15 protein-coding genes are annotated in these 15,182 nt (G+C 53.5%); 8 read left to right on the forward strand and 7 right to left on the reverse strand.

Annotation, left to right across the window (positions count from 1 at the left end):
- Positions 1-1,067: 1,067 nt before the first annotated feature.
- The 6 genes from ACFQ1Z_RS02080 to aepX are packed head-to-tail and all read right to left on the reverse strand — an operon-like array spanning position 1,068 to position 7,033.
- Positions 1,068-2,459 carry a CDP-glycerol glycerophosphotransferase family protein gene (locus ACFQ1Z_RS02080; RefSeq protein ID WP_379055146.1) on the reverse strand — a complete coding sequence of 464 codons (1,392 nt, stop codon included), beginning with the start codon at positions 2,457-2,459 and terminating at the stop codon, positions 1,068-1,070.
- A 9-nt stretch (positions 2,460-2,468) separates the two neighbouring features.
- A complete protein-coding gene (locus tag ACFQ1Z_RS02085; protein WP_379055148.1) occupies positions 2,469-3,167 on the reverse strand; it encodes a class I SAM-dependent methyltransferase in 699 nt (232 codons plus the stop codon).
- Complete coding sequence (locus tag ACFQ1Z_RS02090) at positions 3,164-3,574, reverse strand: adenylyltransferase/cytidyltransferase family protein (protein ID WP_379055150.1); 411 nt, start codon at positions 3,572-3,574, stop codon at positions 3,164-3,166. Before ACFQ1Z_RS02090 ends, ACFQ1Z_RS02085 begins: the two co-directional genes overlap by 4 nt.
- On the reverse strand, positions 3,571-4,563 hold the full coding sequence (locus ACFQ1Z_RS02095; protein WP_379055152.1) for a hypothetical protein: 993 nt from the start codon (positions 4,561-4,563) through the stop codon (positions 3,571-3,573). Before ACFQ1Z_RS02095 ends, ACFQ1Z_RS02090 begins: the two co-directional genes overlap by 4 nt.
- Positions 4,556-5,719 (reverse strand): phosphonopyruvate decarboxylase, encoded by a 1,164-nt coding sequence (gene aepY / locus ACFQ1Z_RS02100; protein WP_379055154.1) that lies wholly within the window; start codon positions 5,717-5,719, stop codon positions 4,556-4,558. The genes ACFQ1Z_RS02095 and aepY overlap by 8 nt, the downstream gene beginning before the upstream one ends.
- 15 nt (positions 5,720-5,734) lie before the next feature.
- On the reverse strand, positions 5,735-7,033 hold the full coding sequence (gene aepX / locus ACFQ1Z_RS02105; protein ID WP_379055156.1) for a phosphoenolpyruvate mutase: 1,299 nt from the start codon (positions 7,031-7,033) through the stop codon (positions 5,735-5,737).
- A gap of 529 nt (positions 7,034-7,562) precedes the next feature.
- On the opposite strand from aepX, the gene ACFQ1Z_RS02110 reads away from it, so the two are divergent.
- The 7 genes from ACFQ1Z_RS02110 to ACFQ1Z_RS02140 all read left to right on the forward strand — a co-directional run bounded on the left by ACFQ1Z_RS02110 (position 7,563) and on the right by ACFQ1Z_RS02140 (position 12,771).
- A complete protein-coding gene (locus ACFQ1Z_RS02110; RefSeq protein ID WP_379055158.1) occupies positions 7,563-8,360 on the forward strand; it encodes a flagellin N-terminal helical domain-containing protein in 798 nt (265 codons plus the stop codon).
- 75 nt (positions 8,361-8,435) lie between these two features.
- On the forward strand, positions 8,436-8,777 hold the full coding sequence (locus ACFQ1Z_RS02115; protein WP_379055160.1) for a flagellar protein FlaG: 342 nt from the start codon (positions 8,436-8,438) through the stop codon (positions 8,775-8,777).
- A 33-nt stretch (positions 8,778-8,810) separates the two neighbouring features.
- Positions 8,811-10,484 (forward strand): flagellar filament capping protein FliD, encoded by a 1,674-nt coding sequence (gene fliD, locus ACFQ1Z_RS02120; RefSeq protein WP_379055162.1) that lies wholly within the window; start codon positions 8,811-8,813, stop codon positions 10,482-10,484.
- Positions 10,485-10,516: 32 nt separating this feature from the next.
- Complete coding sequence (gene fliS, locus ACFQ1Z_RS02125; protein ID WP_379055164.1) at positions 10,517-11,017, forward strand: flagellar export chaperone FliS; 501 nt, start codon at positions 10,517-10,519, stop codon at positions 11,015-11,017.
- Positions 11,018-11,021: 4 nt separating this feature from the next.
- A complete protein-coding gene (locus ACFQ1Z_RS02130; RefSeq protein ID WP_379055166.1) occupies positions 11,022-11,354 on the forward strand; it encodes a flagellar protein FliT in 333 nt (110 codons plus the stop codon).
- Positions 11,355-11,390: 36 nt separating this feature from the next.
- Positions 11,391-12,494, forward strand: coding sequence for a flagellar hook-length control protein FliK (gene fliK / locus ACFQ1Z_RS02135; protein WP_379055168.1), 1,104 nt, complete (start codon positions 11,391-11,393; stop codon positions 12,492-12,494).
- Complete coding sequence (locus tag ACFQ1Z_RS02140) at positions 12,481-12,771, forward strand: EscU/YscU/HrcU family type III secretion system export apparatus switch protein (RefSeq protein ID WP_379055170.1); 291 nt, start codon at positions 12,481-12,483, stop codon at positions 12,769-12,771. The genes fliK and ACFQ1Z_RS02140 overlap by 14 nt, the downstream gene beginning before the upstream one ends.
- Before the next feature lie 106 nt (positions 12,772-12,877).
- Here the strand turns inward: ACFQ1Z_RS02140 and fliE are convergent, their stop codons facing one another.
- Entirely contained in the window at positions 12,878-13,249 is a 372-nt protein-coding gene (gene fliE, locus ACFQ1Z_RS02145) for a flagellar hook-basal body complex protein FliE (protein ID WP_379055172.1), read from the reverse strand.
- 235 nt (positions 13,250-13,484) lie between these two features.
- On the opposite strand from fliE, the gene fliF reads away from it, so the two are divergent.
- Entirely contained in the window at positions 13,485-15,182 is a 1,698-nt protein-coding gene (gene fliF, locus ACFQ1Z_RS02150; protein ID WP_379055174.1) for a flagellar basal-body MS-ring/collar protein FliF, read from the forward strand.

Consider the following 15,182-nt stretch of genomic DNA (forward strand, 5'->3'; position numbering starts at 1 on the left):
CGCTTAGTTTGGCTGAAATAACGAACAGGTATCGTACTAGTAGGTATTTCTGTGGATGATTGGGAGGTTGTTTTTCGTCACTTGGCGAGTTACTTTCCGTTACTTGCCCAAACTGGCGGACTCGCGCAGAACGAGTTATGCATTATCTTTGATAGTGCTAGTTGATATTTCTTTGTATAGCTCTGCGCTCTATTTCACCATTTTATTTCGCCCCTCGGCGAGTGTCTTTTCTTTGCGTGCCCAAAGAAAAGGCACCAAAAGAAAGGGCACCAAAAGAAAGGGCACCCTAGCATCCGCTTGTTTCCTGCGTTGCTCGTCAAAATAAGCGGTCGCGAAACTCGCCCTGACAAGCCACACAATACGTGGCTTGTTGCGGAGCTCAGACAGTCGCTCCCTTTTTCTTATTTTGCCTGCGCTACTCGGCGCGTCAGATAGGGGACCCGGAAAGACACTACGCGGTTAGTGAGGTGAGGCTCTTCATATGGCATCCCGCTCGACTAGCGCAATTAAGACAAATACTTAGTTGCTAAGCGCCCATTGCACATGGCGTTTCACAAATAGCCCATCGTGGTGGTGTTGACCTTGGGCCCCTATCTGACGCGCCGAGTAGCGCAGTCAGCGTGGGAGGGGTCGGCCAGCGTCTGTTCGAGTTCCGCGGTGGCTTGCGCAGTGTGCAAGCCGCTAGGGCGAGTTTCGTTGGACGCCCACGTTGACGAGCAACGCAGGGAAAAAGCGGAAGCTAGGGTGCATTTCTTTTGGTTACGTTTTCTTTGGGCAAGCAAAGAAAAGTAACTCGCCTAGAGGCGAAATAAAATGCTGAAATGAAGTGCAGAACTATCCAAAGAAATACCGATTAGAACTTCACAGATAGTGCGTCACTGACTCTGCGAAGACCGCACAGTTTGTGTAGACAAAGAAAAGTAACTCGCCCGAGGAGTAGCGAGGGACTATTTATCCTTACCAAGCTAAGCATTAGCGTTGCCTGGATTCTCCCTTGCAGGGCGCGTTGGGGCATCTGCATAAGCCAACCGTTTCGCAGGCTCAGAGCACCCTTGCCACCCAAAACACTAAAACATCGTTTCCATACACTTGCGTATATGCGGAATAGAAGCCGCCGAATTAGGCACATGCTGGCTCAGCTTCACCAGCGTCTGCAACGCTTTATCCGCCTTCTCCTGCAAGCAATACACCTCAGTCAGGTTACTCAGCGGGATGGCCGGGTTTTCCTGCGCGAAATGCACTGCTTTTTCCAGCAGCATTTCAGCATCTTCCAATTGCCCCTGGCCTACCAGCAAAGTGCCCAGGTCGTTGTACGGCTCCCAGCAGGTGCTGCCTTTTTTGATCAGGTCCAGCATGATCTGGGTGGATAATTTCATATCACCTTGCGCGGCCAGTTGTTCTGCCTGTTGATAGGTGTTGCGGTCTATCTCGACCTGAGGTTTCAGGGCAGGGGTAGGCAAAGGCTGGCCTTGCAAAGCGGCCAGCAGGTTGTCGACTATCAGTCTGGCACTTTCACCCAGGTGGGCGAACTGCTGCTGTTTGTTGATGCTGATCTCTGCCTGGTAGTGCTGCGGGCGCTCAAGTACATCGAGCACGGTGTCGCGCAGGCCGGCGCGGGTGGTTTTAGTGACGTAATCATAAGGCACGCAAGCGGGTCTGGGCGGGTTGGTGTCGGGGATGACCCAGTCTATGACTGCCACGCCGGGCACATCCAGCAGCAGGGCTTCTGTCAGCACGCTGGATTCGTCAGACACCATGACATCGGCCAGGCCCAGGCAATACATGATGCTGATTTCTCTATCTATCACGTAGACATTGTCGGCGCAGCCGCGGTGCAGGGCGTCCATCTCGTCTATATTATTCAGCACCCAGCGGTATTTTTCAGACCATGGCGCTTGTTTCAGCAGCAGGTTGACTGGCAGGTCTTTGAGCGCCTGTACAAAGTCATCCTGCTTGCCATGGTTTTCCCAGGAGGGTGCGTAGAGGATAGAGCGGTCGTATTTGAGGCCCAGCTGTTCGCGCAAGCTCTGGGCTTGCTGCTTGAATTCATCCTGGTTGCGGTAGACCAGGTCGGCCTTGGGCCAGCCCAGGTCGAATACACCTAGTTTGGGGCGCGCCTTGGCGAACACAGCCTGGGTCTGCCAGCGGTCTACCCAATCGGCACCTGGCACTATGCCCATATCAAACGCGCTCCATGGCTCGTGGTGCCAGAAGTGCGGCCAGATGTCGTGGCGCTGCGCCAGGTCGTGCAGCAATATGATGGAAAAGCCGGCATTCGGCTTGCACGCGTGCTCGCAATAAACGCCTATCTCGGCATATTGCCTGGAATCGGTGCTCCATTGTATGGGGAAGCCTCTGCTGGCCGCTTCATCGGCAACCGGCGCCAGCGCCTGGCGTTCGCAGTTATCGGTATAAAAGAAGGTGATGGCGGGCAGGTGATTGAGTGCAGGTGTCGTCATGATCTGTCGTTATCCATGCAAATGTTTGGAAAAAATCACACTGAAACGGAATTGACTTTGTGCATAGTTGGGCACGCAGCTCTCGAACGCCTGCTGTGGCCACTGCGGCAACTGCTGGGCAAACCATTCAGGGGTGAAATAAGTGTGGTGCAGGCCTTTGTACTTTTCTTCATACTCGGCCTGGCTCAGGGCATCGCGGCGCGCGCGTTCGCAGGCGTCGCGCGTAGCGGCATGCGGGATATCCAGGATGGCGATGCCATGCCTGGCTTTTTTCCACATGGCTTGCAATACTTGTGCAGCCGTCGCTTCATCAAAATAATGGAATACGCTGTTGGCGATGACAAAGTCATAAGCGGGTTCTGTCGCCAGGCTTTGCGCGCCTTGCACCAGGAACTCGCCATCCGGCATGGCCTGCTGTGCAGCGTCTATCAGGCCGGCCGCATAGTCCAGGCCGCCCACTTGCAGCGCCATTTGCTCGCGCAGCGCAAACAGGAAAGCGCCAGCGCCGCAACCGACTTCAAACACCGAGTCTCCGGCTTTCAGCCCCAGTTTTTCACTGATACGGCGCGTGTATTCCTGCCAGTCAGCCAGGTTGATCTTGCCGGCGCCGCTATCAAAGCCATCCAGCGAGATCAGGGTCTCCAGCGTGATTGCGTGTTGCGGTTGCAGGCTACGTTTTTCCCAGATTTGTTGCCATAAATTGCTCATGAGTTCGCTTCCATTTTTTGACTGACGGCCTGCAGCACGCGCGCACGTAGCTGGGTGCTGCTGATGCCTTCGGTGCGTGGCAGTATATGTAATTTTTCGGCTGGTATCGGGTTGCTGTTGTCGTGGCCGTGGACCAGCAGGTCTATATTGTGTTGCTGCAAAAAAGCTTCATCCAGCAACCAGGGGCTGGGTACCACTTCATCGACGTCGCGCATGGCCAGTAACACTTCGGCACGCGCGGCATAATCGAGCTCGGGCTGGTAGCCTTTCTTGCTGCGTATCTCTTCATCGGTGGTCAGGGCGACCACTACGTGCCCCAGCTGTTTCGCCTGTTTTAACAGGCGCACATGGCCATGGTGGATCAGGGTGGCAGACATATCGACCATGATGCGTTTTTGTGTACTCATGCCAGCACCTCCAGCATGTTCAAAATCTCGCCACGCGCGGCTGAGCCGAGGTGGGCTTCGCCCAGGTGGCAGACCACGCTGCCACGGCTGATGCCGCGTGGTGCATAGAGCACGGCACGCGGGTCTGGTGAACTTATGCGGGCATCTACCCAGGTACAAAGCGCAGGCTGGTGGCTATCGGGGTGGGTGGCGTAGCTAGAAAATCTTTGCAGCATGGCGGCTTTGTTGATAAACACCGCCTGGCGTAAGTCCTGATGTTTGGGCAACACTTCGTATAACGACGCGATCGCGTGGTAGGGGCCAGTCATGCGCCGCTCCAGATGTGTATGCAGGTTGAGGTAAAAGCCATCCACGCTATTGGCCGGTAGCTGGTTGAATGCGATAAATGCCGCACCAGTGAGTCCGAACAGGCCTTTGCACGAGCTATAGGCGATGACATCGGCCTGGTCGTGGTCAGCTTCCAGACCTATAGAAGCGGTGGCATCGAGTAACAGCTGCGCGTCGGCACGGTTGGCCAGCGCGCGTAATTCATTCATGGGTAGTTTCAGGCCTATGCTGGTCTCGGTATAGCAGGCCACGACCCAGTCATACTGGTCGGCGATATCGGCCAGTTCCAGCCAGTTGACCACAGTCACTGACCTGACATGGCCCAGGCGTTGTGCCGCTTCGGCAAAACTCACCAGCCGTTGGGCGTAATAACCGCTATCTATAACCAGTACTTTGCCAAACAGAAAATTCAGGCTGGCGATTTCCAGCGCCAGGCTGGCAGAACCTTGCAGGCGTGCGATCTGGGCATGGCCGCTCATGCTTTTTAAGGCATCCAGCACTGTCAGTTCCACTTGCTGATAGTCGTTGTCACCACGGCCAAAACACGGACGCAGGCCGAGCAGGTTTTCTTGCAGCAAGCTGGCCGGGCCAGCAGTGAATAAGGCTTTGGCGCTATTCTGCTGCGTGATATGCGCCAGTATGGTCGGCGACTGCTCAGGCATAGGCGACCTCTTCGAGAAACTGCATAAAGTCCTGTTTGTTTTGTGCCGGTGTGCGGGTAGGGCGGCCGAGGTCGGCACGCGCGCCACGGCGGCACAGCACTTCAATAAAGCAGCTCTGGCCCAGGCTGAGGGCGTATTGCAGGGATTCATTGAGCTGGCTGCCCGAGCTCACGCGTATCACCCACTGATAACCGGCCGCCTTGGCAATGCCGGATAGATTGAGTTGTGCGGCAACCGTAGGTTGGCCACCCACGGAGTCATGCGCGCCGTTGTTAAACACGATATGCACCAGGTTGCGTTGTTGTGCGCTAAGGGTGAGGCTGCCCATATGCATGAGCATGGCGCCGTCACCATCCAGGCAGACCACTTGCCGGTCAGGTTGTGCCAGTGCGATACCACACGCGATCTGTGAGGCATGGCCCATGCCACCCACGGTTAAAAAGTCGCGGGCGTGACCGCTGTTCTGCGCATGGCGGAACTCAAACAGTTCCCGCGAAGCCATGCCGGTGGTGGCGACTACCGCCACATCATCGGCCAGCAGGCGCACGATATTGCTCAGCATGTCTTCACGGCCAGGCAGGCTGGCTTCATTGTCATGGCCAGATTTGATCACTGATTTTGCTTTATACGGCGCAAAGCTTTGTTTGCGCACCACCAGCGCCACCGGGCCGGAACGGCGTTTTGCCAGTGCCAGCAGTCTGCGGGTCTGGGTCAGCGCGCAGCTGATGTCAGTCTGGAAGATCTCGAACGGGATGCCCATCATTTCAAGTTGCTGCAGTGTGATCTGGCCTTGCTTGACGTGCTGCGGCTCATCATGGATCTGCGTGCCATCCGGCTGCATCTCACCGCGCCAGCCTATGACCAGCAACATGGGGATACCATAGATCTGCGGGTCAGCCAGCGAAGCGATAGGGTTGACCACGTTGCCGAGGCCGGAATTCTGCATATACACCAGCGCCGGGCTGCCGGTCGCCAGGTAATGGCCCATGGCCAGGCCGGTGGCGCCACCCTCATTGGCAGCGATCACATGTTTGTGCGCGGGCAAGCGGTCAGAAAGGCAGGCACACAATTCCTTTAGTAAGGAATCGGGCACGCCGGTAAAAAACTGCACACCTGCGTGTTGCAGCGCTTCCAGAAATGCACCAGCTTCTATCATCAGGCTTGCTCCTTGTTATTTAGTGCCGGGAATCAGCGACAGTACATCGTTGATGGACATCAGTTCAGATTCGACTTCTGCGGTCCTGCCATTCTTGAGGATCTCGATGGCAGTACGCTGCATGGCCGGGTAAGCCGCACGCATCATATGGTTGGCGTAGATCACCAGGTTAAAGCCACGCGCGGCCAGTTCTTCTTCGGTCACCGTGCAATAGCTGGTAGGTACGCATACCAATGGCGTGGTCGGGAACTCGGATTTGAATATCTTGGCAAACTCGAACACTTCATCCGGCGATTTCTGGCGGCTGTGTATCATGATGCCGTCCACGCCGGCCCCTACATAAGCCTGGGCACGGGTGACGGCATCTTCCATGCCTTTGTCGAGGATCAGGCTTTCTATCCTGGCGATCACCATAAAGTCATCGCTGACACGGGCGGCACGGCCGGCGGCGATCTTGTCGCAGAACGGTTGTATGTCATCCTGCAACTGCGCTACTTCATTACCAAACAGCGAGTTCTTTTTTAACCCTATCTTGTCTTCAATAATGGTGGCGGAGATACCCAGGCGCTCCATGCTGCGCACATTCAGTTCAAAGTGCTCCAGTTTGCCGCCGGTATCTGCGTCCATCACCAGTGGCTTGGTGGTCACATCAAAAATATCGTTGATATTGGAAAGGCGGCTGTTGATCTCTACCGCTTCAATATCCGGCTTGCCGCGCGCGGTGGAATCGGTCAGCGAGCTGGACCAGAAACCATCGAACTGGCAGTTCTTGCCATTGCGCTGGGCGATCGCATGTTCGGCGATCAGGGCAGAGATAGGGTTGTGCGCTTCAATAAATCTGGAGATAGGTTTGGCGGCCAGCAATCTTTTCAGGGTGCGGCGGCGTATATCCGGGGTGGTGCCCAGGGTCTGTATCTGGCCCAGCATCTCATTGGAAGAAATGCCGCGCGTGTAAGGGATCTCTATCAGGTGGCCGCCGTATTCAGCCAGGGCGGCACGCGCGCGTTCGCGGTAAGGCAACAGCGGGCCATCCAGCCAGTCATCGCCATGCACCATGATGTCAGGTTTGTATTTGAGCAGGTTGGGCGCGTAATCCCATTCTTCCTGCGGCACCACATTGACCACGCCGCGGATGTTCTCAACAATGGATCTACGCTGGTCGTATGTCAGGTAGGGCAGACGTTTGTGATCTGCCACTGCCGCATCGGACAATAAACCTATGGTCACATCGCCATACTTTCTCGCCTGCTCGATGATATTGATATGCCCGTGGTGCAGAATATCTACCGTCATACCTACATAAACTGATGCCATGCAACACTCCTATATATATGCCTTGTTCACCTCAGCCGGAAAGGCCGGTTGAACATCTATAGGAATTATGAAATGCAGGGCAGCAAATCGATTGTGTGAAAAACGCCTTAAAGTACCTTTAAATCCTTATCTATATATAAGGTTGTTTTTACCGGTAGATATTGAAGCCGCTAGTTAAATAAATTAAGAGGTGATTCACGGCTAACTCCGCAAATGGATTTGCGCGGGCTGTATTTAGAATAGGGCAGGTTGGATTCATAAGTGGTGGATTCTAAAACTGCAGAAATTTTTAAAAGGGCTAAAGAACTCCTGAGAGCCGTCGTTAACAGAAACAAGTGCTCGACCGATGTAAAGATGTAAAAAAGAAATTTTAAATGCAACATTAAAGAAATTTCCGAAGCGGTCGATAACATATTCAACAACGATGAATTAGCAAGATTTAGTAAGTAGTAAGCGAATCAGCGTTGAAGTAATAGTAATACGACGATTTGACACTTAACTGGATATACGACTCTCAAGGAGAAATAACATGGCTGCTGTAATTAACACAAACATTGCATCTTTAAACGCTCAACGTAACCTGAGCACTTCACAATCAAGCATGAATCAATCGATTCAACGTTTGTCTTCAGGTCTGCGTATCAACAGCTCTAAAGATGACGCCGCTGGCTTGGCAATTGCAACACGTATGGACGCACAAGTGCGCGGTATGGATGTTGCGATCCGTAACTCTAACGACGCGATCTCTTTCCTGCAAACTGCTGAAGGTGGTTTGGCTAAAGGTACAGATGCTCTGCAACGTATGCGTGAATTGGCTGTACAGGCAGCTAACGGTTCATACAGCTCTGGTGACCGTGCAAACCTGAACGCTGAATATTCACAACTGAAAGAAGAATTGACACGTTTGAGCACCGCCACCAAGTTTAACGGCGAAGCTGCATTAGGTAAGGGTTATCAGTTCCAGGTTGGTGCTGACGCTTCTGACACTATCAGCGTAAGCTCAGTAGCTGCTGTAAGTATGGCTGGTTCACTGTCTACAGCTTCTGCGGCTTCTGCAGCACTGACAGCGATCGACGCGGCACTGGATACAGTAAACACCAACCGTGCGACATTGGGTGCTTACCAGAACCGTTTTGAATCTGTGATCAGCAACCTGCAAATCTCTTCTGAGAACATGTCTGCTGCCAAGTCTCGTATCATGGATGCTGACTTTGCTTCAGAAACAGCGAAGATGACACGTGCACAGATTCTGCAACAAGCAGGTACAGCGATGTTGGCTCAAGCTAACCAGCTGCCTAACCAAGTGATGACACTGTTAAGAGGTTAATTCCCTAAACCAGTCGAATCCTGATCCACAGAGAGCACTCTCTGTGGATTTAGGTTAAGCAGAAGGAGCACAATCATGAGTCAATCTATAGATGGAATAGGCGGGCGTCCGGTAAGCGGACTGGCTGCTGTAAACAGTCTTAAGTTGGTGAAGTATGCTGGAAGTGGTGAGCAAAAAGCTGCTGATGTGTTGGATAAGGCAACTTTGACAGGCGCGGTGAACAAGTTGAACGAGTATGTTGCGCCCGCATTGCAAACCATAGAGTTTTCGATTGATGATGAGTCTGATCGCATCGTGGTAAAGGTAGTGGATACTGAAACACAAAAAGTATTGCGCCAGATCCCGAATGAAGAAGTACTAGCGATCAGTAAAACCCTGGATAAGTTGCGTGGTCTGGTGATCAGGCAGGCAGTCTAGGGCAACTGTTTAAACGTGTCTGGAGATTAAAAGATGGCTTCAATTACATCAACAACCGGTGCATCCGGTCTGGCAATTGACTCGATAGTCACCGGGTTGATGACGCTTGAGCAACAGCCCATCACACAGATCAAGACACAAGTCAGCTCATACAATACCAAACTCACCGCTTATGGCACTTTGAAAAGCGGTTTAAGTACTTTTCAGGCCGCGGTTGATAAACTGGCAACAGCTGCCAAATTCACCGCACAATCTGCCAAGTTGACTGACAGTAGCAGCCTTGCGGCCACTGCTGACGGCACCGCGGCAAACGGCAGCTACAGCATCGCTGTCACCCAGCTGGCCACCTCACAAAAACTTGCGACTTCAGCTTATGCCAGTGCGACCGATATCATAGGCACCGGCACGCTGAATATTTCTTTTGGTACCTATACTGCCAGCCCTGCCAGCTTTACTGCCAACGCAGACAAGCAGGCGCTGAGTATCACCATAGACAGCACCAACAATACCTTGTCCGGCATACGCGATGCCATCAATGCCAAGAATGCTTCAGTCTCGGCTTCTATCGTCAATGATGGCAGCGGTAACCGCCTGGTGATCACTTCAAAAGACACCGGCGCCGTCAACAGCCTGAAAATCGATGTCACTGACACCGATGGCAATAGCACTGATGGCACTGGTTTATCCGCACTGGCGTATGACCCTTTGAGTACAGTAGGTGCAGGCAAGAACATGACCCAGCTGGTGGGTGCACAGAATGCACTGCTGACGGTGGATGGCCTGAGTATCAGCAAGCCTAGCAATACCTTGAATGATGTGATCCAGGGCGTGACTTTAAACCTGAAATCCATCACCAGTGTCAATGCCACCCTCGAGATCTCTACCGATACTGACACCATACAGGCGTCGGTGCAGAATTTTGTCGATGCCTATAACAAGCTGAATTCCAGCTTGCGTGACCTGACCAAGTTCGTAGAAGGTGGTTCTACCTCCAACGGCCCATTGCTGGGGGATTCTGCGACACGCGACATCATGGTCAAGCTGAAATCCATGCTGGCACGCCCTTCAACCACGGCTACCACCTTCCGCACTTTGAGTGATATCGGTGTCAAGTCGGGCGAGAATGGCGTACTGACGCTGGATACGGCCAAATTAACCACCGCGTTGAACACCAATCTGAGCGATGTGGCCAAGTTGTTCGCGCCATCTGCGACCACTTCCGACCCGCAAGTCACTTATGTGGCGAGCTCGAGCAAGACCCAGACCGGTACTTACGCCATTAACGTCAGCCAGCTGGGCAGCAGTTCGCAGGATGCGGCCGGCAGTATCAACGGCGTAACCGCTTATGGTAGTGGCGCCAGCCTGATAGGCGCGGCTGATAATGCGGCCCAGGGCCTCAAGGTGTCTATCAATGGCTCTGCCACCGGCAGCCGCGGCACCGTGACTTTTAACAAAGGTCTGGCCGGCGAACTCAGCAGCATGATAGGCGGCTGGCTGGATACCACCGGGTCTCTGACCGTTAAAACTGAAGGTATACAGACTTCGATCAAGGCATTGAACAAGAAATCATCTGACCTGAGCGCCAAACTGCCGGCCATAGAAGCACGCTACAGGGCGCAATACGCAAGGCTGGATGCTCTGCTGACCGGCATGCAAAGTACCAGCTCTTACCTCAGTCAACAAATTGCTGCATTGAATAAAGGCTAACAGCATCAAGAATTAGGAATCAGGAGAATTTTATGTTTGGAATGAAACAATCAGGCATTAATGCTTATGCAAATGTTGGCTTGGAAACCGGTGTGGTAGATGCCAGCCCGCTGAAGTTGACCGTGATGTTGTATGAGGGTGCGATCACCGCTTGTATCCATGCGCAGCAGGCGATAGGCCAGGGCGATATCATCAAAAAAGGTGAGTGCCTGACCAAGGCCGTTTCTATCATAGATAATGGCTTGCGCTCCAGCCTGGACAAACGTGCCGGTGGCCAGATCGCCAGCAACCTGGATGAGCTGTACCAATATATGACACGCACCCTGATGCAGGCCAGCTTGCGTCTGGATGTGAAAAAAGTGAATGAGATCCAGCAGTTATTGATGGAACTGAAAAGTGCCTGGGAAGCCCTGGAAAAAGCTGGTGCCAGCAAAGCCGCCCCGGCCAGTGCCCCGTTTAATACACTGGTGGCGCAAAAGGCGCAGTCCATTCCTGCAGTAAATACTAATCGCTTGGCTGTTGCCGGAGTTTAATATCATGTCAAAAGCACTTATTGATACCTATGAATCTTCTGCCAAAATCATGGAGCAGATGCTGATCGCTGCCCGCCAAAGTGCCTGGGAAAAAGTCACCGAACTCGAGCAGTCTTATATGCTCAAGATAGAGGTGATCAAGACCCTGGAACAAAACCTGCGCCTGCAATCGCAAACCTTGAATGCAGAAGACCACACGCGCAAGCAAAAGCTGGTGCAGAAGATACTGGCCGATGACGGCGAGATCCGTAATCTGCTGTACCCGGTCATGCACCGCATCACCGATATGATTTTTGACGCCCAGTTACATGCGCGCATACCGCCGGATGCCATATAGATGATCCCTATCCCGCAAGTTCTCGCTAATCGTTTCGTGGCAAACGAAACAGAGAGCTTGCGTGCTGTCTCTTCCATCATGCCGGTCGAAGGCGCACAGTCAGAAGCGCCGTTATGGAGCCGATTGCGCCCGGGGATACAATTCACCGGCATGATATTGCAAAAAGAATCCAATGTCAGCGGCTCAGAGCTGGCCAACTTCAAAGTCCAGGTCCAGTTACCCAACCAGCAAGCCGCCGTGGTGCAGATGCAGCTACCGGCTCACCTGGCCCAGCAACAAGCCTTGCAGATGCAATACCTGGGCCAGTCCGCCACTGGTAAAGACGCCCTAAGCGTACTCCCGCAGGTACGCTGGGGCATACAGGCCCAGGCTAAAGGCGCCGAGCAGCCAGCCACCAGCCTGGTGACTGCCGGATCGCTGACCACCTCAGAATCAGACCTGGCGGATAATCTGCCGCAGTTATTGGGTGCCATGGCAGGCCAGACCGCCAGCCAGGTAGACCTGAGCAACCCGGCGCAGCAATTGCAGCGCTGGCTGAATTCACCCATGTTTCAGCAGCAAGCCAACGCCCTGCAGGCGCAAAGCGTGGTCAGCCACAGCCCGCAAAAGCCACAGGTGCTGGCGCAGGACCTGAAACATGCGCTGGACAGTTCCGGCCTGTTTTATGAATCGCACCTCAAGGATGCAGCGCTGGGCAGCCGGCCCTGGCACCAGCTGTTGCAGGAACCGCAGAACAAACCCAATTTTATGCCACCAGAAATGGTGGCGCAGCAGTTACAGGTACTGGAACAGCAGCGGCTGGCCTGGCATGGTGAAGTGTGGCCCGGGCAATCCATGCAGTGGGAGATCAATGAACGTGAGTCATCCGCCAAGTCAGCAGACGACCCTGCATTGAATGCAATACAAAGTAATTTGAAACTGCAACTCCCGCAGCTGGGCGAAGTCTCAGTTCGTATCACCATGGTGAATGGCCGCTTTTCCATACGCGTGCAACCTGAGCAGTTGGCGGCATTCAACAGCATGCAGGCCAAGCGCAGTGAGCTGGCCGTGAATCTGCAGTCGGTAGGGCTGAACCTGGAATCACTGCAGATCACCAGCGAGACGCATGAAGCAGACAGGCAACACTATGCAGCCGGATAAGCCTTTGACCCAGTCGGCCATCGCGCTGGCATACGAAGCAGGTGACCTGGCACCGCGCGTGGTGGCTAAAGGCAACGGCTTGCTGGCCGAGCGTATCATCGCCATCGCCAAAGAACACAATGTCTATGTACATGAATCGCAAGCCTTGCTGGGATTGTTGATGCAGGTGGAACTGGATGCGCATATACCGCCACAGCTCTACCAGGCCATCGCCGAGATCTTGGCCTGGCTGTATCAGCTGGAGCAGGGCGTAGTGCGCGAAGCGCCCGCAGTCTAACTAAAAGGTGCGCGAAGCGCCGCTAGTATGATTTTATGATTTAAGGTGCGCGAAGCGCCTTTGGTGTAGAGGCTAGACCCTAGTTGCGGCTAAGCTGACGCAGGTTTTACACCTGCATATTCATCATATCCTGGTAGGCACTGACCAGTTTATTACGTACTTGCACTGTGGCCTGAAAGGCGATGTTGGCTTTCTGGCCCGAGATCATGACATCAGACAGGCTGACGTTATCGTTGCCCATGGCAAAGTCCTGGCCCAGCTTTTCTGATTGCAGTTGCATATTGTTGACTGAATCCAGCGAGGATTTGAGGGCGTCGCTAAAGCTGACCTGGCTGGTGGGGCTGGCAGCGGTGGGTTTATTGACCGCGTTGAGTGCCTGGGTCGCACCACTGCCCAGACCTTCAGGCTTTTGTGCTGCTGCACGTAATTGTGCCAGCATGGACGAAATGCGTTGTGCATCTATACCGCCTACGCTCATGTTGGTCTCCTTTCCTTAAATCGGGTGTAAGCACCCTTTAATGACAATGGAGCCACTTTAACATTGCGATCTCTGACTCGCTCTCAAAAATAGGCGAGATTAAGCCGTCTTATTTGCCAATTTGAATTTGGCAGTCAGGCGCATAATGTGTTCCATGGGTGAATGCTGTATTTCCGGCATTCAGTTTCAAGACATACGACATGCTGCTGTGCAGGTCGTAAACATGGAGAGTTAGATGGCTGCTGCTGATGCCGCACTGGCGACAAATATAGAACCTGGGAGCGTTGCGCCGAATATGTTCGGTCAACTGGGCCAGAAGTTGATGCTTGTTGCCGGTATAGCCGCTGTGGTTGCGGTCATGGTGGTGTTCTGGCTATGGAGCCAGAAACCGGACTACCGTGTGCTGTTTTCCAACTTTGCCGACAAAGATGGCGGTGCCATCGTTGCCGAACTCGACAAACTGAATATCCCTTATAAATTCTCCGAAGGTGGCAGTGCCATCATGATCCCGGCCGACCAGGTGCATCAGGTACGCCTGAAACTGGCGGCACAAGGTTTGCCTAAAGGTGGCAATATAGGCTTTGAATTGCTGGAGAACCAGAAATTCGGCGTCTCGCAATTTGTAGAACAGGTGAATTTCCAGCGTGGCCTGGAAGGTGAGCTGGAGCGCAGCATACAGTCTATCTCGGCAGTGCAGGCAGCCCGTATCCACCTGGCTATCCCTAAACCCAGCGTGTTTGTACGCGAACAGCAATACCCGACTGCTTCTGTATTATTGAATCTGCATAATGGCCGCCGCCTGGATGGCCAGCAGGTCGCTGCCGTGGTCCACCTGGTGGCCAGCAGCGTGCCTAACCTTTCGGCAGACCATGTCACCGTGGTCGACCAGAACGGCAACCTGCTGTCTGATAATGCCAACAAGGCGAAACAGAACGGGCTGGACCCCGAGCAGATGGCCTATGTGGAAAACATGCAAAGCAGCATCGCCAGACGTGTGGAATCTATCATCACACCTATCGTAGGTGCCAAGAATGTACACGCTGAAGCCAGTGCCGAAATCGATTTTTCAAACACCGAGCAGGCCAACGAAAGTTACAAACCTAACAGCAAGCCTGAAGACATGGCTGTGCGTAGCGCGCAGAATCATGAGTCACAAAGCAGCAGTGGTGCCAACGGTGCTGTGCCTGGTGCTGTGTCTAACCAGCCACCGGGTGAAGCGACCGCGCCTATCAATGCGCCAGGTGCCCAGGTGGATGGTGAGAATGCGCCGCCTGCTGCTGCGCCGGCACCGCCACAAAACACACAAAAAGACACTACCACTAACTACGAGCTGGATAAGACCATCAGCTATGTGCAGCAAGCCAAAGGTGGCGTGAAACGCTTGCATGTCGCTGTCGTGGTCAACCATATCCCGGTCGTCGACAGCACTGGCAAAACCACTTTCCGTGCCCTGAATGCGGCCGAAAAACAACAGGTGAGTGACCTGGCCATGCAGGCCATGGGTTTCAACCGCGAGCGTGGTGACACTATCTCTGTGGTGAACACGCCATTTGTCAGCGAAGCGCAGGAAAAACTGGTCGAACCGCCATTATGGAAAGACCCGATAGCGATAGAGTATGGCAAGGACGCCTTGCGCTTTATCGCTGGCATCATCGTCTTGCTGATGATCTACAAAAAATTGCTCAAGCCTTTGTCCAATAAACTGACAGGCAAAGATAAAAAACAACTTGAACTGGTGGCAGGTGCGCCTGCGCTGCCAGGTGCAGAAGGTGCTAGCGAAGAAGATGCACTGGTGACGCTGAGCGGCGAATCGCCAGCATTACCTGGTGCCAGTACTTTGAACCAGACACTGGAGGCGGCAAAACAGGTGGCGAAAGATAATCCGCGCATGGTAGCCAATGTTGTTTCTAACTGGACTTCGGCGGAGAAATAG

It is taken from the genome of Methylophilus luteus (genome assembly GCF_042676265.1).
GTDB classification, from domain to species: Bacteria; Pseudomonadota; Gammaproteobacteria; order Burkholderiales; family Methylophilaceae; genus Methylophilus; species Methylophilus luteus.